The sequence below is a fragment of the Bacillus sp. PK3-067 genome, assembly GCF_056738645.1.
This window is the reverse complement of sequence record NZ_CP096490.1, coordinates 2,057,904-2,077,912: the sequence shown is the minus strand read 5'-3', so window position 1 is coordinate 2,077,912 and position 20,009 is coordinate 2,057,904. Positions and strand designations below refer to the sequence as shown.

Annotated in this window: 13 protein-coding genes and 4 other annotated features (1 of these 17 only partly in view); of the genes, 3 read left to right on the top strand and 10 right to left on the bottom strand. The window is 34.1% G+C overall.

Annotated features, from left to right (window positions below):
- Positions 1 to 22: 22 nt before the first annotated feature.
- The 3 genes from M1D73_RS10820 to aspS all read right to left on the bottom strand — a co-directional run bounded on the left by M1D73_RS10820 (position 23) and on the right by aspS (position 4,183).
- Entirely contained in the window at positions 23 to 898 is an 876-nt protein-coding gene (locus M1D73_RS10820; protein ID WP_121868330.1) for an alpha/beta fold hydrolase, read from the bottom strand.
- A 75-nt stretch (positions 899 to 973) separates the two neighbouring features.
- Complete coding sequence (locus tag M1D73_RS10815) at positions 974 to 2,314, bottom strand: sodium-dependent transporter (RefSeq protein WP_000814537.1); 1,341 nt, start codon at positions 2,312 to 2,314, stop codon at positions 974 to 976.
- 116 nt (positions 2,315 to 2,430) lie between these two features.
- Positions 2,431 to 2,679 (bottom strand) — a binding site (T-box leader).
- Between the two features lie 205 nt (positions 2,680 to 2,884).
- Positions 2,885 to 4,183 (bottom strand): aspartate--tRNA(Asn) ligase, encoded by a 1,299-nt coding sequence (aspS, locus tag M1D73_RS10810; RefSeq protein ID WP_000377346.1) that lies wholly within the window; start codon positions 4,181 to 4,183, stop codon positions 2,885 to 2,887.
- A 105-nt stretch (positions 4,184 to 4,288) separates the two neighbouring features.
- Positions 4,289 to 4,502, bottom strand: a binding site (T-box leader).
- A 222-nt stretch (positions 4,503 to 4,724) separates the two neighbouring features.
- On the opposite strand from aspS, the gene M1D73_RS10805 reads away from it, so the two are divergent.
- Positions 4,725 to 5,204, top strand: coding sequence for a hypothetical protein (locus tag M1D73_RS10805; RefSeq protein WP_121868331.1), 480 nt, complete (start codon positions 4,725 to 4,727; stop codon positions 5,202 to 5,204).
- 107 nt (positions 5,205 to 5,311) lie between these two features.
- Here the strand turns inward: M1D73_RS10805 and M1D73_RS10800 are convergent, their stop codons facing one another.
- Entirely contained in the window at positions 5,312 to 6,823 is a 1,512-nt protein-coding gene (locus M1D73_RS10800; RefSeq protein ID WP_000482273.1) for a M36 family metallopeptidase, read from the bottom strand.
- A 330-nt stretch (positions 6,824 to 7,153) separates the two neighbouring features.
- On the opposite strand from M1D73_RS10800, the gene M1D73_RS10795 reads away from it, so the two are divergent.
- Complete coding sequence (locus M1D73_RS10795) at positions 7,154 to 7,738, top strand: TetR/AcrR family transcriptional regulator (protein WP_000045218.1); 585 nt, start codon at positions 7,154 to 7,156, stop codon at positions 7,736 to 7,738.
- Between the two features lies 1 nt (position 7,739).
- Complete coding sequence (locus M1D73_RS10790; protein WP_001093114.1) at positions 7,740 to 8,825, top strand: DUF418 domain-containing protein; 1,086 nt, start codon at positions 7,740 to 7,742, stop codon at positions 8,823 to 8,825.
- Positions 8,826 to 8,877: 52 nt separating this feature from the next.
- On the opposite strand, the gene ileS is transcribed toward M1D73_RS10790, so the two are convergent.
- The 6 genes from ileS to argS form a co-directional block, all read right to left on the bottom strand.
- The gene (ileS, locus tag M1D73_RS10785) at positions 8,878 to 11,979 is read right to left on the bottom strand and encodes an isoleucine--tRNA ligase (RefSeq protein WP_121868332.1); all 3,102 of its coding nucleotides are present in this window, start codon (positions 11,977 to 11,979) and stop codon (positions 8,878 to 8,880) included.
- Positions 11,980 to 12,032: 53 nt separating this feature from the next.
- Positions 12,033 to 12,273 (bottom strand) — a binding site (T-box leader).
- Between the two features lie 92 nt (positions 12,274 to 12,365).
- A complete protein-coding gene (locus M1D73_RS10780) occupies positions 12,366 to 16,568 on the bottom strand; it encodes a bacteriocin-processing peptidase family protein (protein WP_121868333.1) in 4,203 nt (1,400 codons plus the stop codon).
- 282 nt (positions 16,569 to 16,850) lie between these two features.
- Positions 16,851 to 17,432 (bottom strand): exonuclease/endonuclease/phosphatase family protein, encoded by a 582-nt coding sequence (locus M1D73_RS10775; RefSeq protein WP_306299079.1) that lies wholly within the window; start codon positions 17,430 to 17,432, stop codon positions 16,851 to 16,853.
- 115 nt (positions 17,433 to 17,547) lie between these two features.
- Positions 17,548 to 17,766, bottom strand: coding sequence for a hypothetical protein (locus M1D73_RS10770; RefSeq protein WP_000498601.1), 219 nt, complete (start codon positions 17,764 to 17,766; stop codon positions 17,548 to 17,550).
- Between the two features lie 29 nt (positions 17,767 to 17,795).
- Positions 17,796 to 18,125 (bottom strand): DUF2085 domain-containing protein, encoded by a 330-nt coding sequence (locus tag M1D73_RS10765; protein ID WP_000621475.1) that lies wholly within the window; start codon positions 18,123 to 18,125, stop codon positions 17,796 to 17,798.
- A 112-nt stretch (positions 18,126 to 18,237) separates the two neighbouring features.
- A complete protein-coding gene (argS, locus tag M1D73_RS10760) occupies positions 18,238 to 19,926 on the bottom strand; it encodes an arginine--tRNA ligase (protein ID WP_121868334.1) in 1,689 nt (562 codons plus the stop codon).
- 45 nt (positions 19,927 to 19,971) lie between these two features.
- Positions 19,972 to 20,009 (bottom strand) — a binding site (T-box leader) (it continues 177 nt past the right edge of the window).

The following is a 20,009-nucleotide window of genomic DNA, read 5'->3' as shown; positions in this document are numbered from 1 at the left end:
ATTTATAGAAGCACCCTTTTCTTCATTTCAAAAAATGTATGACTGTTTCTGCAAATCTATCTGCTTCCTCATAATGAGGTGAATGACCGCTCTCTTCAAATACGATATACTTGCCGTTTCGGGCATCTTTATTAAATGTTTTAATTTGTTCTTCACACGTTACTACATCATGTTTTCCTACTATTAATAACATTAGATTTTGTACATCTTTTATTTTTGATAATAATGATGTATGACATGCTCCCTCTAATTTTAATCTATCAAAGTGAATTTTGGAGCGATTTGAAAATATTTCCCACTCTTCATCACTGTATAACCTCTCATCTGTCCTATCTTCCTTATTATTGTAAATCTCCATTCTTTTTTCTTCTAATTCAGCGCTTAATCTTATATAAGCTTCTAACAACTCTTCTGAACTAGCATCGCTAGATGAATAAGCAAAGCATTCTTTTGCTATTTCTTCTTTTCCATACTTTTTTAATAAATGCCCTGTTTTTTGTAACAAAGCCCTACTTGTTAATGCAAAATTAAAAGTTGGTCCTTCAAATATTATTTTCTCTATTGAACTTGGATATATCGACGCATAAAGCAATGCTACATATCCACCGAAAGAGTGTCCAATTATAGACCACTTCTCAATTTGTAATACTTTTTTTAATTCCTCACAGTCTTCAATCAAATCATTTAATCCAAAAGCTTCGTCTTCAGTAATTTCTTCTGAGCGACAAACACCTCTTTGATCTATCATAATTACATATAGAGAATCTTTTAAACGTTCCGCTTGATGAAATGAAAAATCATAACAACTTTCTCCTGGTCCACCATGCAAGTATAAGACTGGCTTATTTTTAGGATTTCCATGTGTTTCAACGTATAGCTTTTTCCCTCTAATATTCATGTATTTCCCTGCTTCTATCAAATTTTCCTTTATGATCACCACCCCTTTTTTTACTGAATATTATAACATTTAATATTAAATAATTCCTATTACATTTAAGAAGACGATAATTATTGCAAGTGGTGCTACAAATCGAAGTAAAAATGCCCAACAAGTAAATACTTTCTTTCCATAATTTCCACCTACAAAAAACTCTGCTTCTAGTACCTTCTTCTCCATTTTGAATGAAACGAAAATACTAATAAATAGTGCTCCAAGTGGCATTAATATATTACTAGATAAGAAGTCTACTGCATCAAAAATATTCTTTCCGAAAATCGTAATATCACTCCATACTCCAAATGATAACGCTGATGGTATACCTACTAAAAAAATGCCGAAACCGATCAGCCATGATAATTTCGTTCTCTTTTCTTGTTCACCATTTGCTAATGCTGAAACAACAGTTTCTAGTAGAGAAAATGCTGATGTTAATGTCGCAAATGTAAATAGTGCAAGAAATACTGTTAAGAAAAATCCACCGAATGGGATTTGACTAAATACAGATGGTAATACGATAAATAGTAATCCAGGTCCTTCTGTTGGCTCCATTCCTAATGAAAATACGGCTGGAAAAATAGCAAGACCTGCAAATAATGAAACAAATAAATTTAATCCAACAATTGTTATTGCTGATTTTGGTAAACTTTCTTTTTTATTTAAATAGGAACTATACGTAACCATAATTGAAATCCCGATACTAATTGCAAAGAATGATTGCCCCATTGCGAACAAAATACTTTCCGAAGTAATCTTTGAGAAATCTGGTTGTAAGAAAAACTTCACACCTTTCATTGCATCATCAAGTGTTAACGAACGAATAATAAGAGCGACAAATAAAACGAACAATGCTGGCAACATATATTTACTTGCTTTTTCAATTCCGTTTTGTACACCCTTTGATACAACCCATATCGTAATGAACATAAAAGCGAAATGTCCCATAATAGCCCAAGCAGGATTCCCAATTGTTTCAGTAAATAATGTGCCGTAATTTTGTCCTGGCGTAATCAGTTGTCCAGTTATTCCTCTGAATAAATAAATTAATACCCATCCACCTACAACACTATAAAATGAAAGTAGTATAAAACACGTTCCAACACCAAGGCGTCCAATCCAATGCCATCCTGTATTTGGTGCGATGCTTTTAAATGCTCCAACTGCTTGTTTCTGCGTACTGCGTCCAATCATAAATTCAGCTATAAGTAGCGGTAGTCCAATTAAAACAGTAAATAATATAAATATTAAAAAGAACGCTCCTCCCCCACTCTTCCCAGCGATATAAGGGAACTTCCATATCGCACCAAGTCCAATTGCTGATCCGGCTGCCGCCATTATAAAACCTAATTTCGAAGTCCATTGCTCCGTCTGTTTCATCTCATTTTCCTCCTAATTAAATCTTTTTATATAAATAAATAAATTTTATAAACCTATTCAAATAAACCCTCCATTTCTTCTTCCATATAATAAAAAAATGGCCTAGCATCTCTATATAAAGAGACGCTAAGCCATTTACTTAACGCGGTACCACCCTTATTGATTCCATTATGAATCCACCTTAGTAGTAATCGTTTGATTACAAACCTAATATCGAAGGTTAACCGTTAAGATTTACTAAGAATGTAATTCCGTTCCACCTTACTGCTCCTAGGCGAGTTCAGGATGTCATTTGACTATGTCACACCAACCCATAGCTCTCTGTACAAATACATGACCTTACTACTCCTATTCAACACATTGTAATATTTAGAATATATTTTCTTTTGAAATTAATATGAAGTATATCGGTTATATTTGTAACTGTCAAGGGGTATATTGATTTTTTGTCGAAATGGTTCATATTGATAACTCACTTTTACTAAGCTTATTAGCAAAAGAAAGGGTCTATATTTTCATCTTTTCAAACGAACTAAAAAAAAATCTTCGCGATAATCGCAAAGATTCTTTTTATGGTATAAGACGAGTACAATCTCTCGGAAAAGCACTAGCCTCTCGTACATTTGTTAATTCTAATAGTTTATATACAATCCTTTCTAACCCAATTCCGAAACCTCCATGTGGTGGACAACCATATCGGAATGTATTTAAATAAGATTGAAATTTCTCTGGATGTAATCCTTTTTCTTTAAACGAAGCGAGTAACAATTCATAATTATGAATTCGCTGTGCCCCTGACGTTATTTCTAGCCCTTTATATAATAAGTCGAATGAATCAGTAATAGCTGGATTCTCTTTATTTTGCATCGTATACATCGGTCTCGCTTCTTTCGGATAATGTGTAATGAAAACAAATTCACTATTATATGTTTCCTTTACATATTTCCCTAGTAACTTTTCACCTTCTGTATCTAAATCCCCTACAGGAGATTCTTTACGATACTTACTTTTCAAAATTTCTTGTGCTTCTAACAATGTAATTTTAGGTATTTCAGTAATAACAGGTACTTCTATTTGTAATAGTTGTAGTTCTATTTCACATTTTTTCGCTACTTGTTGAAACATATATCGTAAAACATCCGTTTCTAGTTGCATCACTTCATAAAAATCATGAATAAAACCAAGTTCTACGTCTAACGATATATATTCATTCAAATGACGGGAAGAATTATGATGTTCCGCTCTATATACAGGTGCAATTTCAAAAACTCGTTCTAACCCACCTGCCACCATCATTTGCTTATAAAACTGTGGTGATTGTGCTAAATAAGCTTCTTTTTGGAAGTATGGAAGCTTAAAAACATTTGCTCCTCCTTCTGCCCCTTGCGAAACAATTTTCGGCGTAAAGATCCGTGTGAAATCGTTCTCTATAAGAAATTCACTAAAGCTCTGAACGAGTGTAGATTTCACTTTAAAAATCGCTGCGGTTCGCTCATGCCTTAATGATATTACTCGCTCATTAAGTAGTTGATCTAAGCCAACTTGTAACTTCTTTTTATTTATTTCAAATGGAAGTGGCTCTGCACCGTTTATTACTTTCACTTCATGAGCAAGTACTTCAACACCCAATTCTGTTTTCGATGTCTCGACTATCTCACCGATTACATGGACAACACTTTCTACATCAACTTTATATCCGGCCAATTCATTTTCTAATACACATTGAATTACTCCTGTTCTGTCCCGTAATAATAAAAAACTAACATTTCCAAGGTGCCGAATTTTTTTTACCCATCCTTGAAGTAATACAACCTTTCCACTTTGCTTTGTACATTCTTTTGTGAGTGAACGCTTCATTATTGAATCCATTATTTTTCCCTCCAGTAATTTTATATTTATTTACGTTATTGTTGTCATCGTCATCATCCACGGTCACTCACCCCCTTTCAAAGAATACAAAAATCCGCCCCTATAAATAGGGACGGATTTTTTTCCGCGGTACCACCCAAATTGTCATACTGACCATCTTAGCCCTGATAACGGTAGGTACCGTTTGCTTTTACTAATAATCACGTTCAAAGCAACACTCACAGGTGTCTTTCCATCATGCGGTATCGCAACCTTCCCAGCAACCGGCTGCTCTCTGTAGATCTTTGCACCATGTACTTTTCCTGATCATCACTTTTTATATTTACAGAGTATTCTAACTCCTTACTTTATAAAATGCAAGCCTTTTTTAAAACATTCTGATTTTCTAACTCCTAGATTCTTCTAAAGTGTGAAAAGTTAATTTTGTAATACATATTCTTATGTATTACATCCAAAATTACACCTTTAATATTTTCCAATTTTTACATAAAAACTAATTCATTTACGCATATTAATAAAAATTTTAAAGCGAGGTGTGTTTATGCAAAAAGCAATTAGTTTCTTTCTCCTTTTGTTTTGCTTAATTGTAGTAAACGAAACGTATGCCTATTCACCAAAATCTTTACCAATCTCTCAAAACTCTGATCGATGGCAAGTGAATATTGATAAACCGAAAAAAACAAACAAGAATATGCTTCAAGCTAAAAAAGATGAATTTCAAACATATCATTTTTCAGTAAAGAATGTCGGGAATAATGAAGTATATAATGTAAACGTCGAAGTATTCCACAACGAACCAAATAAGAAAACGAAATATGAACTCTTTTCCCTAAAGGAAAGTCGTTTGGCAAGTGGAAAAACTGGATTTGAACACGCTAATTTACCTGTTGCTACAAAAGCGGATGAGGTTGATGTAATTATTACATGGCAAGAACACCCTTTCCGCTCCATGAGAAATGGTCAAAAAGTTGAGTCTAGAAAATTTAAAGAGCATTTTGTTTTTAAAGAAGCTAAAAAATAAATGGGATACGGATATATTCACACTATCATTGATATAGCTTTATTTACTAGTACCAGTTCGTAAGCAAATTAAAAAGTCGTGGCTTATAAACGCCACGACTTTTTATATTAATTCGTACTAATGCCTCTCGCTGCCCAAATGCGATCAATATCAGCAGCATGTTGTCCGCCATATAAAAGAGCATCCGCTTGCTTAATCGCTTTCGCTCCATCACTGAATTTAGAGTTTGGTGTTAATGACCAGTGTGATTGTAAAATGATTTTTGTTGCTACATCACGGCCAAAAGCTTGTGCCATTTCGTATTGGCCTTGAGCCCAAATTTCACCATCATCATGCACTTCATTCGTTATATCTTTCGGATATACTTTATTATTATCTAATCGGCGTAAGCATGTTGGATCTGAACTAGAATAAGCTGTCGCATCCCATTCTCCAACACATGCTTTACCATATCCAGTAGTCGATACTGCATCTTCATATGTAGCACCTAAGAAGTCCCCAAATCCTTCTCCCATCGCTCCACCTTCTGCTGAACTACCAAAGCCAGGAACTTGGTTATCTTGAATCGAATGCCCATATTCATGTGCGATAATACCAGCATCTTCTGCATCATCAACACCGCCAGTACCGAAAGTCAAAGCTTTTGTTGATGGAGAATAGAATGAGTTATCATCAGTTGTACCATTAACATTCACTTTTATCGAACGGTTATTAATATTTTTAAAACCTAGACTTTGAATGTAACGTTGCAATGTGTCGATATGATAGTACGACATAACATCTTCAAAGCTATCATTTGCGCGTGTATAGTTAAATTGTAAATTCGTAGATTTTGTTTTCGCTTTTGAAGAAATCGTTACATATTCTCCAATTAAAAATCCTGTTCCATCTAAACCTTTTAACGTAACAGTTTTCAGTTGGTTCGTTAGAGCTGTTGAATCTGCATCGTTATTATCTTTTAAGCCTACTTTACTACCGCTAGATACGACTGGGTTAGGTAAAAATACTTTTCCTGACCCTTCAGCTTTTCGGTTTATATCAACCTTTTTAATTAACTTTCCATTTTCTGCATCAATAAATGTTTCCCATGCACCAAATGGATTATTAGAATGGACTACAACTTTATATACTGGACGAGCAATTCCTTCTTCAACAATATATCCGAACTCTTTATCTGTAGGAGCCCATAAATTTTGCTCACTTGCTTCTCCAACATACGCCATTGATTTTTGTATTGCATCTTTTTCACTAATTTTTGTCGTTACTTCCTTCACACCTGTAACAGGCTGATAATCAGAAACAGCGAGTACTCCCTTTCCCTCTCCGTTAAGCGTAACTGTTATTTGTTTTGAAAATACAGGTGCACCATTAACAACTTGTTGGAACCTAACATATGAAGCTACTGATGTTTCTGTTGTAGAAATATATTGCAAGTCTGAAAGATCTGTTTTCAATCCATACTGCGCAGCATTTTCTTTTAAATATTCAGTTGCTTTTTTCTGTGGCGAATAAGCTTCTAACTTTACTTGCTGTTGTTTTTCCAATGCCGAAACCGTAGAAATCGTCCCCATTACTAACGGCACGGTCATTGCCATTGCCACCATTTTTTTATTAAACATAGAACCACTCCCCCTAATAAAGTAGCTCAACCTTATCCCATTACCACTAGGCAATCATTCCCCGCAAAACGGATGGATAAAAATTGAATCTACGAGTAATTCTCTATGAACACTTCTATTACCTTTCCATTTAGGGTAAGTGAAATTTTCTCAATATTTATGTGTAAAGTGAACACAATACTTTAGAAATATATTTCTAAAGTATTTCCATAACTCTTAACCTTTTTAAATTACTTTGTAAAAAACAGGATATTTTTTACCTAACGGTAGGTTGAAAAAAATATTTATGAATGATACGATTTATATAACCTTTTTGTAGGAGGCTTTATTATGAGCAAAAGTGAAGAAACACTCTCTTCAATTATGGAAGCAAGCTATCGACTGTTTGCCGGACATGGCATTACTAAAACGACCTATTCTATGATTGCTGAAGAAGTCGGAATTGCTAAACCGTCCATTTATTATTACTTTAAATCTAAAGATGCATTAATCGAATGTATTTTCACAGAATTATGTGCTGCGATGCAGTTTTCTTCCTTCTTCCATACAGAAGAGTTTACGAAAGAAAATTTTATTGAGAAATGCATTGAAATTGGATTCAAAATAATTGATGAACAGCAGAACGATCCTTATTTTAATCGTGTGTTGCAAGAATATGTATTACTATCTTCAAGAAATGATATGTACAAAGATCGATTACTAACTGTGCAAACAGAATATTTACAAGGGTTTGAATCACTCCTTACAAAAGCAAATGAGCTGCAATTAATTGAAAATAAAAATCTAGTTTCAAAAGCTCATATGTTAGCATTAGTGCTTGATAATGTCGGGAATTTTATGATGTTACATGTGGATATAGATTATAGACAAATATGGATGGAAGCTGTAAACAGTATTTTTGAAAGAAGGGATTGAATTGAATACTAAAAAACGAATTATCGGCTTAGACTTTGCTAGGGCCTTGGCGATGTTTGGTATGCTGCTTGTTAATTTTATGGTGATAACAGGTGCAGAAGGAAATGGTCCCCCATTTTTAATAACTTTAATGTCACTTTTTGAAGGTAGAGCTTCTGCCTTGTTTGTTATACTTGCTGGAATTGGAATATCTTTAATGACTAGATCCTCTGTTGCTAGAAATGAAAAAATAAAAATTTCTAATAGCCGAAAGATCATATGGAAACGGGCACTATTCTTATTTATTTTAGGATTACTTTTATACGTAATGGAGTGGACTGGGGATATATTACACTACTATGGTGTTTACCTTTTCGTTGCTGCCTTACTCATTACAGTCCGAAAAAAAGCATTACTCTTCTTATCTATTATTATCCTACTCTTGGCACAATCTCTTCAGCTTACTTTCAATGCTTTCGAAGGTTGGGGAGGCCCTACTCCATTTATAAACTATGTAGACTTCTGGACAGTTAACGGTTTTCTTCGCAATTTATTCTTTAATGGTTATCACCCTTTTTTCCCATGGTTTTCATTCTTCTTAATCGGTATGATAATTGGCAGATTAGATCTTCATAATAAAAAGATTAGAGATAGGTTGCTCTTGCTCGGTATTACATTCACCATACTGATAGAACTTTTATCAAAAGGGCTCACGTACTACTTCATTCCACACATTGGCAAAGCAGCTGCTACATTTTTGTTTAATACAGGACCCGTTTTACCAAATGTATTGTACATTTTATCTGCAACAGGATCTGCTATTGCTATATTAATACTTTGCCTCTATATTACTGAAAAATATGAAAATAATTGGTTTGTTACTTCCATTATACAAACAGGTCAATTAACATTAACTCATTATGTAAGTCATGTATTTATCGGGATTGGGACATTAATTCTATTCAATAGAATGGAACATCAAACACTACTTTTCGTTTTATTATTTGCTACTGTATTTTTCATTTTCAGTATTTTGTTTAGCGTATTATGGAGAAAGAAATTTTCTAGAGGACCTATCGAATGGATTATGAGGAAATTAGCTAGTTAATTTACCTCCATACAAAAAAGGAAGTTGGAATCATTCCAACTTCCTTTTTTCTTTAATTAGCTGCACTTAATTTAATTCTAAGTTTTGTTTCACCTAAAGAAAGTTCATCATCTTCGTTCGTTAAGTGACCAAATGTAAATTGTTTAACGAGTAAGTTTTCTTCCAATAAATCTTTATGGTTCGTTAACGTTCGCTGTAGTTCTTCTTCTGTATCAAGAATAATATCGACTCGTAAATTAACTGGTAAATTCAACTGTTTACGGTATTCTTGAACCGCACGAATGAATTCACGCGCTACTCCTTCTTGTAACAATTCTTCCGTTACATTCGTATCTAACATAACTGTATATTGTCCGTTAGTCGTATTAGAGAATCCTGATTTTGCAACTTTCTCAACTAACACATCTTCACCAGTTACAACTACTTCTCCTTCTGGTGTTGCTTCGTAAACTGCTCTTCCTGTTGATACAAAGTTTTGTACTTCTTCTTGTGATAATTGTTTTAGCCAACCATTCACTGCATTCACATTTTTACCGAATTTTGGCCCCGCTGTTTTAAAATTAAGCTTCAATTGATATGATGTGTATTTTGTTTCATCGAGTTCAACATGGAACGCTTTTACATTTAACTCATCCATAACGATATCACGATAAGATTCCCAATCCATATCATTCTCGTTATGCTCAAGTAATACAAGTTCTGCTAGCGGCTGTTTTACTTTTAAAGAATGCTGATTACGGTTACTTCTTCCAAGTTCAACAACTTGTAAAACAGCATCCATTTCCGCTTCTAATTTTGGTTGAAGTAGTGATTCATTTACAACTGGATAATCGGCTAAATGAACGCTGTTTCCTTCTAAATTTAGATGAATGTCTTCCGCGACAAACGGTGTAAATGGTGCAATTAATTTACTAATTGTTACAAGCACTTCATGAAGTGTCTCATACGCAGCTGCTTTCTCAGCGTTCATACCAGATTCCCAGAAACGATTACGTGAGCGTCTTACATACCAGTTACTCACTTCATCTACAAGTGCTGCAATTTCACGAGCTGCATTCGTAAATTGATAATCATCAAGTGCAGTTCTCACTTTTTTCGTTGTACTATGCAATCTTGATAATACCCATTCGTCTAATTTCGTAAGCTTTACATCATACGTTTCTTTCGGATTATACTCATCTAAATTTGCATATAAAACGTAGAAGCTATACACATTGACTAATGTATCTAAAAATTTAGATTTCGCTTCCAGTACTGTTCTTTCAGAAAAACGCTTCGCATTCCACGGGGCACTATCAACAAGTAAAGCCCATCTTAGCGCATCTGCACCAAATTTATCTACTAAATCAACTGGATCTAGTGCATTTCCTTTGCTTTTAGACATTTTCTGCCCTTCTTCATCTAAAACATGCCCTAGTGATAACACTCGTTTATACGGTACTTTTCCTGTATATAGTGCTGATACTGCTAATAAACTATAAAACCAGCCGCGTGTTTGATCAATTCCTTCTGCAATAACATCCGCTGGAAACTGCTCTTCAAATAACTCTTTATTTTCAAATGGGTAATGATATTGTGCAAATGGCATAGAACCACTATCAAACCAAACATCAATCACTTCTGGTGTACGATTCATTGTGCCTCCGCATTTCCCGCAGCAGACTTGCACTTCATCTACATAAGGCTTATGCAATTCCAAATCTTCTGGTGTTTCTTTCGTACTATTCTTTCTTAATTCGGCAATGCTTTTCGGTGCGAACTGATGATCACAACTTTCACATTCCCATACATTCAATGGCGTTCCCCAGTATCTATTTCGGCTAATATTCCAGTCCACCATATTTTCTAAAAACTTACCAAAGCGCCCATGTTTCATATGATCCGGATACCAAGTAACAGAATCATTATTTTGTAAAAATGTATCTTTAATTGCAGTTGTTCGGATTAACCAACTTTCTCCTGCATAATAAAGTAGTGGTGAATCACAACGCCAGCAATGCGGATAGCTATGTTCATATTTTTCTTTATGATACAGTAAACCTTCCTTCGCTAAATAACGAACGATATCCACGTCACAATCTTTTACAAATTTCCCTTTCAAAAATGGTACTGCCTCTGTATACTCACCTTTTTCATCTACAACGTGCAAGAATGACAATCCTTCACTTTGAACAACTCTATAATCGTCCTCTCCATATGCTGGAGCAATATGAACAAGTCCTGTACCACTATCTCCCGTTACAAAATCTGCTGCAATAACGCGGTAACCATTTGTAACTTCTTTCATCGGAAATGGCGCTGTATAAGATGTGTTTAATAATTCTTCGCCTTTATGAACAGATAATACTTCATAGTTCTCTTTTAATACTTCTTGTACACGTTCTTTCGCAACAATGTATACATGACTTTCTTGTTTTGCTTTAACGTATTCCATATTTGGATGGACAGCAAGCGCAACGTTTGCTGGAAGTGTCCAAGGTGTCGTTGTCCAACCTAAGAAATACTCATTTTCACTATCTTTCACTTTAAACTTCACAGTTGCACTTAAATCTTTTACTGTTTTATACCCTTGCGCAACCTCATGTGAGCTCAATGAGGTTTGGCAGCTTGGGCAGTATGGTGAAACTCTATGTCCTTTATATAACAATCCTTTTTCATGAATTGTCCCCAAAATATGCCATACACTTTCGATATATGGATTCTTTAAAGTTACATATGGATCATCCATATCTACCCAATAACCAATACTTTCAGTGAATTCGCGCCACTGCTTCTCATATGTGAAAACACTCTCTTTACACTTTTGAATAAATGGTTCAATGCCATATTCTTCGATCTCATGTTTACCAGAAATACCAAGTTGCTTCTCAACGCCTAATTCTACAGGTAAACCATGTGTATCCCATCCTGCTTTTCTTAACACTTTATAACCAGCCATCGTTTTATATCTTGCTACTAAGTCTTTAATTGTTCGTCCAAGTGCATGACCTACATGCGGTAGTCCGTTCGCCGTTGGTGGTCCTTCATAAAATACGAAAGACTGTGCGCCTTCTCGATTCTGAATTGATTGTTCGAAAATATTTTGTTCGTTCCACTGTTTGCAAATTCGCATTTCTCTTCCTACAGCTGATTCTTTTACATCTACTTTTTCCATATACAATCACTCCTTTGAATATTTTAAAGCACACAAAAAACCCGTCCCTATAAAGTAGGGACGGGTTTACCCGCGATACCACCCTAATTCTATTAGCTTTTTCACTAATAGCACTTAGCAACGTACTATCATACGTGTTCTTTGTAACGGTAGACATCCGTCCGGACTTACTTACTTTCAGCCTCGGCTCCTCGGAGATGATTTTCAAATAACGTCTGCACACCGGCTTTCAGCAATATACCGGCTCTCTGGAGAACAGCTCACTATTTTACTCTTTCTCGTCTTCAGATTTGTATACTTTGTTAAAAGTTATTTTATGCCATTTAGCAACTAATTGTCAACTAATTCAAAATATATCCTTATCTTTTTCCCCTATTCTTATACAATTACTTTTCAAACTCTCGCAATGCTGCTAAATTTTCATCATCCTCAATAAGTTCAGCAAAGAATCCCGATTCATCCTCACGAAGGACAAATTCAAGCTCTTCCTTCGCCTCTTCATTTCTATTTAACTGTGCTAAATAACAAGCTCGATCATATCTTGCTAACAAATCACTCGCGTCAATTATTAATACTTCATTTGTTATTTTTTCTGCCTTTATCGTTTGGCCGGCACCATGATATGAAGATGCTAAAGAAAGAAGAATTGCTGTTTCATTTGGATGATGTATAGAAGCATTTTCTAATACATGAATTGCCTCTTCAAACCTTTCTTGACTTTGATATATTTCTCCTAAAGCAAGAAATGCTCTACTTACAAACGGTGTTTGCTCTGTTAATTGTAAGATAATCTTTTCTGCTTTTCTTTCTTCCCCTGCTTTAAAGAATACTTGTGCTTGCAGAAGAAGAGTATCATAATCATCTGGTAGTTCTCGAACCATTTGTTTCGTTAATTCCAAAGCATCTCTTAACATATCTTCTTCCTCGCACTCAACGAAAAGATTTACAAGTTGCTTCGCTACGTCATAATCCCATTTATTTTCTAGTGACGTGTGCAGAATCTCTATTGCTTCTTTATTCATCTCTACATTCTCATAAAATAGCGCAAATCGCTGTGCTGCCATACTATTTTTCGGATTTAACTTTAAAGAGATTTCATATAAATCAATTATCATAGTAACCATTGAAATTTCTTTCGCACGATTTTTCATACGATAAAAAGCTCTCGTAATGATAGATCGTTTTGGCTGTTCATGCAGCTGGCGTTCAATCCATATTTCCGTAACCGCAGCTGCAGCATACATGAATGCTGTACTCCTTTCTGCTTTTTTCACCTTTAACGTATGAAGAAAATCTCGTATGTTAGACAATTTTTTATGTTGCTCTACTGCTTTTACATAAACATCAAATATACGTTCATTATCAAAATCTTTTTGTATTACTTTCATTGCAACTTCAATTGCTTTTACATTTCTTTTTTTCACTAATACTTTTGCATAATGATATAGAACTTCTATATGCTCACCATCTAATTGTAGTGCGTATTCAACCTGTGCTTGTTCTTTATCTATTTCATTCATCGCTCCGTACACATATGCAATCGCATCTAAACGCCATATTTCAGGTACTTCGTCCACTAATTGTTCTAGTTCAGTCAGCAATTCTTCCTGAAGATTCATATCTACTGAAAGCTGTGCTAAATATTGCATATTAATATGCAACGGCTCTTCTTTCATCGCCTGAACCATATGACTTTGTTCTTTAGAACGGTTTTCTTCTTTTTCGTATATTTCCGCAAGCTGTAAATGTACACCTACGAAATTCCCATCAAGCTCTAAACATGTTTCATACGCTTGTTTTGCTTCCGTCAATTGCCCTAATGCCATAAGTGTTTCACCAATTCGGTAATACGGTAATGCCGTTTCCATTTGTTCTATCGCCTTATTATATCTTTTCATCGCTTGGCCGTACTGTCCAATAGATTCATATAAAATACCTGCATAACAACCGTACTCACTTACTTCATTTCTTTCTTTGTGTAACGTTCTTAAAAATGCTATACCTCGTTGTACAAATTCCGTTCCTTTAATTCGATTCACATATTCATCTAACGCACTTGCTACATTATAATCACTTTTCTTTATACCATTTTCTAACTTAGATAGTGCTACTTTAAACCCTTCTTCATTTCCACCAAGTTCAATTTCAGCATCCCATAAAACCATTCCTGCATTCATGAGGAAATCTTGGCTCTTTTCAATTTGCTTCTCAAGACCAAGTATATATTCTTTTGCTTCCTTATATTGTTCTCTTGCCATATAAACTTGTGTAAGTCCGAAGTGAGAATAAACATCCTCATCATTTTCTTCTAAAGCACGCTTATACAATACTTCTGCTTCTTCCAAGCTATCATTTTGAAAATGATAATCACCTAATTTTACGTAAAGAGGTGCTTTATCATCACAATTCTCAATACCGTTTAATAAAATTTCTTTCGCACTTTCCTCATCCTTCAAATCAGATTCGTATATTTCCGAAAGTTTCGTATAAATGTAAGGTGCATTACTATCCAAACGAATCGCTACTTTAAGCCCTTTTATTGCTAAATATAATTTCCCTAGTTGATGTGCACATCTCGCTCGTTCATACCATACATGCGCTTCATATTTATACTCTTTTAACAAGTCATTAAAGATTTCATATGCTTCTTCATATCTTTCTAAATCTATTAATATTAAACCGTGATTTGTTAAAGTGAACCTTTCAGGACTACGCTCTAACGCAACTTGAGAGTATTGCAATGCTTTTTCAGATTGATCAATATACATATAGGATAAAGCGAGAAAACTCCAAGCAATAGGCTGATCTGCGTCTAATTGTAACGATGAACGAAAGCTTGAAATCGCTTCTATATAACTTTCCTGCTCAAAAGCATATCTTCCGTTTATTAAATGATATAAAGCACGATTATTTTTCTTCTCAACGCTTGTCAGCATTTGCTCCGCTTTCTCTACTTCTTGAAGACGAATAAAACACTGTGCACCATGCAATTTAACAAAGTCCGAGTTCGGAAACTTTTCCATTAACTTATCGATACAATATAAAATAAATTCTTTATCTACTTCAACATCTAAGTGCTTTATCGTATATAACCACGTATTTGGATTATCACTCGTTTCTTTTAAAAATTGTACTAAGTTACTAATCCCCTCTTTGTCATGTTCATCTAAATGATCCGTAAGAGAAAAAATAGATTTAAAGTAACGATTTTCTTCCTCACTTAGAAACGCTAGTTGCTCCTTCTTTTCTTTCGGAACAAACGTGATTGCTAAACAGCCTGTATAACGATATTTTTCTTGTAATTTACTATATTCCACAAGAACTGGTTCTATAAAGTTTGGATCTTGAACATAGAAAGCTTGCAATGTATCATCATATCCAGATAGAACTTGTACGTGTGAAGCATGCTCAATATCTATACTTAATAAAACAGGAATTCCTTCGTCAATCAGTCTCTTATAATTCTCTTCATTCCCTTTAAAATAACGATATTCATAACCTAATTCTTCTAAATAAGAAACAGTATCTGAAAACTTCGAACCTGTCATATCAAAAATAAACTCTGCTATTTCATCTTGTGTACGTTTCTCTCCCCATATACGCAACATCATCTCTAAACTTGTCGGAACACAATAATTATCCTTTTGTACAATAGGAACTATCGGCAAGTGAACCTTTTTTCCATCCGGATTTTTTTCTAAATTATGATATAAAGATTCTTTTAAACTCTTTTCTTCTTTTAATAGTTTTTGTAAATCTGCAAATTTATTCATTTTGTACAGTGCTTCTGCACGTAAATGTACAAAGTAAGTATTATAGGCATGATACGGCAGCTGAGTATTTATGTTATCTATTACCGCTAACATCTCTTCATATCGCTCTAAATCTAATAAATACTTTATCTTCTCAAAATGAAAATATGGTACTTGTGGGAATTTTACAATTGCATCATCGATTAACTGTATCGCGCGTTTTTGTTCTCCTTTATTCGCATACAATTGTGATAATAAATAGGTAGATAACTCTTCACAATCTTCATGCTGCATGCCAGCAATAAATTGTTCTTCCGCTTTCTCCCATTCACCTGTATGCATATAAACGTAGCCCCATTTATCAAACACTGCGCGTGCACTGTACTCCTCTGCTTTTTGCATATACATTAACGCTTCTTCGTTTCGTTTCATTTCTAAAAGACATCGTACTAACGTAAAATATGTTTTCGCTAAAAAATCCGCATCTATTTCTTCTTTATTACTCTCTTCTAAAGTTTCTTTTAACAGCTGCTCTGCTTCAAGAATTTTCCGCTCATCAATTAACTCATCACAATATAAAGAGAGCGTTCTCATATTTGGGAATTTTTTATAAGCGTAACGAATGAGGAATGAACTGTATTGGTGCATAAGCCCTTCATCAGTAAGACGAATTAATATATCGAACTCCTTATGCGAAGGAATATTGGCAAGCCAATTCTTCACATAGGATAAAGTATTCGTTTCTTTTATATATGCAATTTCATTATTTATTTCCTGTAATCCATCTACAAATCTCTTGTCTTTTAAACAAGTTTCTAACTGCTTAAAATCTAGCATGCATTCACCTCGAATTTATATTTATACTGCTACTTGCTTAGATTTTACACACCATATAGTATGTATTCAACTAAAATCTCTTATAATGGATGGTATTAATTAATATTATTCAAATTTATAACAAAATATAGTAAAAATGATTGTCTTTCTCTGTATTTTGTTTGATTATATAGAATAACGTAACATGTGTATCCTATCTTTTGTTAGTTAAAAACAGTACATGAAATTATATCGGCGATTATACGGTGAATATCGACTTACCAACAAAAAATGACATTTTTCTCATTCATTAAATTTCAACTCTACAAAAACACTGTAATGATCACTAGGAAACACACCAGTTGAAGTTAGTACCGAATCCCCAAATATAGATACGTTTTCAATCGTAGGAAATTCAAATGCGGCATTTTCTTGTATCATGACCCAATCATATCTTTTTTCTTGCTTTACATCACCTTTTAAATTCGGATTCTTTCTATAATCTAAAGTTGGTTGAGCTATCATGTTCTCTTCAATTTCTTTAAACTGAGCTACATCTATCCAATGCTTCCGAATTAAGTATTGATGCACCATTGAATATGGATCATCATTAAAATCACCACATAATAATTCGTAATCACTTACTTTATTTGTAATCCAATTATTCACGGCATTCATTTGTTCTTGTCTTTTTCTATTAGATTTCCAATTTAAATGAACATTCGTAACTCCTAAATTGCAACCTTTATATGTAAACATGATTCGAATAGCACAATAATTTGATTCATCTATATCAGTTTCCCAAATTGCTTCTTCATCTATAATAGGTATTTTACTTAAAAAGGCTAATCCTTCATCTGGAGAATCAGGGTACTCCTTAAATATACAAAACTAAAGTTCTCTATAGAATAGCCGTATTCCTACACTTTTCTTAAAATTTCAAAGCAAAAAAGCTAGTGTATTTTTAATAATACACTAGCTTTTTATTTGGAAGAAAAATTTAACAAGTACAATCACAATCAAAACAATCCGTACAGTCTAAATCGTCACAATCTGCTTTTCTCTTTCTTTTGTTTCTTTTAAGATAATAATACAGTAGCCCAAACAATAGTATACAAATAACAAAAGCTATTATTGCTTCTGTATACTTATTTTGAATCATAAAACCAATTCCACTTCCGCCTGAAATAAAAATTAGAATTAAGTAAATCCAGAACATCTATGTAAATACCTCCATTACTATATATCTTAAGATAATATCCATATAACACTAGAGGAAATGAATAATCCCATACCATTACCGCTTAATACACCAGTAGTTATTCTTAGCAAATTTGAGCTACTTCTCCATTTCCACTTTTGGGTGAACCCATCGATAAGTAACGGAATTTGAGCGAAAAATGATAGTATGATTGCCAAAAGAAATGAAGGTGTCATATAAAAATAAATTGGAAACATTAAAATACCAATAAGCATGCCTGTACAACGCGCACATAAAGGTATGTACTTTTGTAGTTTAAAAAAACTCCTATCTAATCTTCTATGACAAGGAATTTGTAAAATAAAAGTTCGAATCAATATGAATCACCCTCTCTAAAAAGATTTTAATTGATTTTGCAAAAAAAATATATATCCAATAAAAAAACAAACCAGGTTTATACTAGACCCAGTTTGTCAGTTTACTACTATGTTACATCTCCTCAGGTGCCCCCACCCCAAGTAAACGTAATCCTTCTTTTAATACAACCGTCACAGCATAAACCAATGCGAGTCTGCTGTCTTTTTCTTTGCTCTCTTCTAATATACGAACATTACCGTAATATTTATTGAATGATTGTGCTACATCTAATATATATTTCGAAATAATCGATGGCTCATTTTTATTGAAAGCCGCTTCAATTACTTGAGGAAATTTATTAAGTAATTTTACGACACTCCAGCTATGATCGTCTTTTAAAGCAAATGTACATGTTTCAAATTCTACACTTTCTTTTCTTAAAATAGAACAAGCACGTGCATGTGTGTACTGTACGTAAGGTCCTGTTTCTCCTTCAAATTTCAGCATATTTTCTAATGAGAATTCGATATTATGCATACGCTCATTTTTTAAATCGTGGAAGATGACTGCACCAACACCGACTTGCTTTGCTACTTCTTCTTTCTGTTTTAAGTTTGGATTTTTCTCTTCAATATTTTGTTTTGCAAGTTCGATTGCTTCTTCGAGTACTTCTTCAAGTAAAATAACTCTTCCTTTACGTGTCGACATTTTCTTACCATCTTTTAAAATGAAGCCAAACGGTACGTGTTCCATACCATCAACCCAAGTATAGCCAAGTTTTTTTAATACGGTGAAAAATTGATTGAAATGTAAGCTTTGTTCTGGACCAACAACATATAGCGCTTTATCAAACCCATAAGTGTTTTGACGATATAAAGCTGCCGTTAAGTCACGCGTTGCATAAATCGTCGCACCATCTGATTTTCTAATTAAGCAAGGCGGCATTCCTTCTTCTTCTAAATTAACGACTAATGCACCTTCTGATTCTTCAAGCAACTCATGTTCTTCTAAAATCCCAATAAAATCTTCCATTAAATTATTATAAAGTGCTTCTCCCTGAAAATTAGTAAATTCTACGCCGAGAAGTTCATAAATGCGAGAAAATTCTTTAAGGGACTCATGACGAAACCAATTCCAAAGTTCTACCGCTTCTTCATCACCTTCTTCTAGTTTCTTAAACCAAGCACGTCCTTCTTCTTCTAGTTCTTCGTCGTCTTTTACCTCTTCATGGAATTGGACATATAACTTAAATAGCTCACGTATTGGATCTTCTTTAACTACTGCTTCATTTCCCCATTTTTTATAAGCCGTAATTAACTTTCCAAACTGTGTTCCCCAATCTCCTATATAATTAATCCCTACAACTTCATAGCCACATTTTTCAGCGATATGTTTCAGCGAATTTCCTATCATTGTAGAACGTAAATGCCCCATCGAAAAAGGTTTCGCGATATTAGGAGAGGAATAATCAATTACTACTGTTTTTTCACAGCCAAAGTGGTTTTGACCGAACTCTTCTTTCTCCGCTAAAACTGTTTTTAATACTGCATCACTTACAGTTTCACGATTGAAAAATACATTTACATAAGGACCAACGGCTTCTACTTTCGTAAAAAACGGATCATTGAATTTCTCAGCAACTTCCTTTGCGATAAGAGCTGGTGCTTTTTTATATTGCTTCGCTAATGAAAAGCATGGGAACGCTGCATCTCCAAATTCATCTTGTTTCGGTGTTTCAATTAAATCTAAAATTTGTTTTTGCGTTAATTCATTCGTGAAAATATTAGATAAACTTTCCGCAAACTGCATTTTATAATCCATGATACAACCTCCTTATTTTTTAAAACACAAAAAACTCGTCTCTAAAAAAGAGACGAGTTTTAACCCGTGGTACCACCCTTGTT

What these genes read in the sequence shown, in the direction of transcription:
- M1D73_RS10820 (WP_121868330.1), bottom strand. Translation starts at nt 898, where the DNA reads ATGAATATTAGAGGGAAAAAGCTATACGTTGAAACACATGGAAATCCT.
- M1D73_RS10815 (WP_000814537.1), bottom strand. Translation starts at nt 2,314, where the DNA reads ATGAAACAGACGGAGCAATGGACTTCGAAATTAGGTTTTATAATGGCG.
- aspS (WP_000377346.1), bottom strand. Translation starts at nt 4,183, where the DNA reads ATGGATTCAATAATGAAGCGTTCACTCACAAAAGAATGTACAAAGCAA.
- M1D73_RS10805 (WP_121868331.1), top strand. Translation starts at nt 4,725, where the DNA reads ATGCAAAAAGCAATTAGTTTCTTTCTCCTTTTGTTTTGCTTAATTGTA.
- M1D73_RS10800 (WP_000482273.1), bottom strand. Translation starts at nt 6,823, where the DNA reads ATGTTTAATAAAAAAATGGTGGCAATGGCAATGACCGTGCCGTTAGTA.
- M1D73_RS10795 (WP_000045218.1), top strand. Translation starts at nt 7,154, where the DNA reads ATGAGCAAAAGTGAAGAAACACTCTCTTCAATTATGGAAGCAAGCTAT.
- ileS (WP_121868332.1), bottom strand. Translation starts at nt 11,979, where the DNA reads ATGGAAAAAGTAGATGTAAAAGAATCAGCTGTAGGAAGAGAAATGCGA.
- M1D73_RS10780 (WP_121868333.1), bottom strand. Translation starts at nt 16,568, where the DNA reads ATGCTAGATTTTAAGCAGTTAGAAACTTGTTTAAAAGACAAGAGATTT.
- M1D73_RS10770 (WP_000498601.1), bottom strand. Translation starts at nt 17,766, where the DNA reads ATGTTCTGGATTTACTTAATTCTAATTTTTATTTCAGGCGGAAGTGGA.
- argS (WP_121868334.1), bottom strand. Translation starts at nt 19,926, where the DNA reads ATGGATTATAAAATGCAGTTTGCGGAAAGTTTATCTAATATTTTCACG.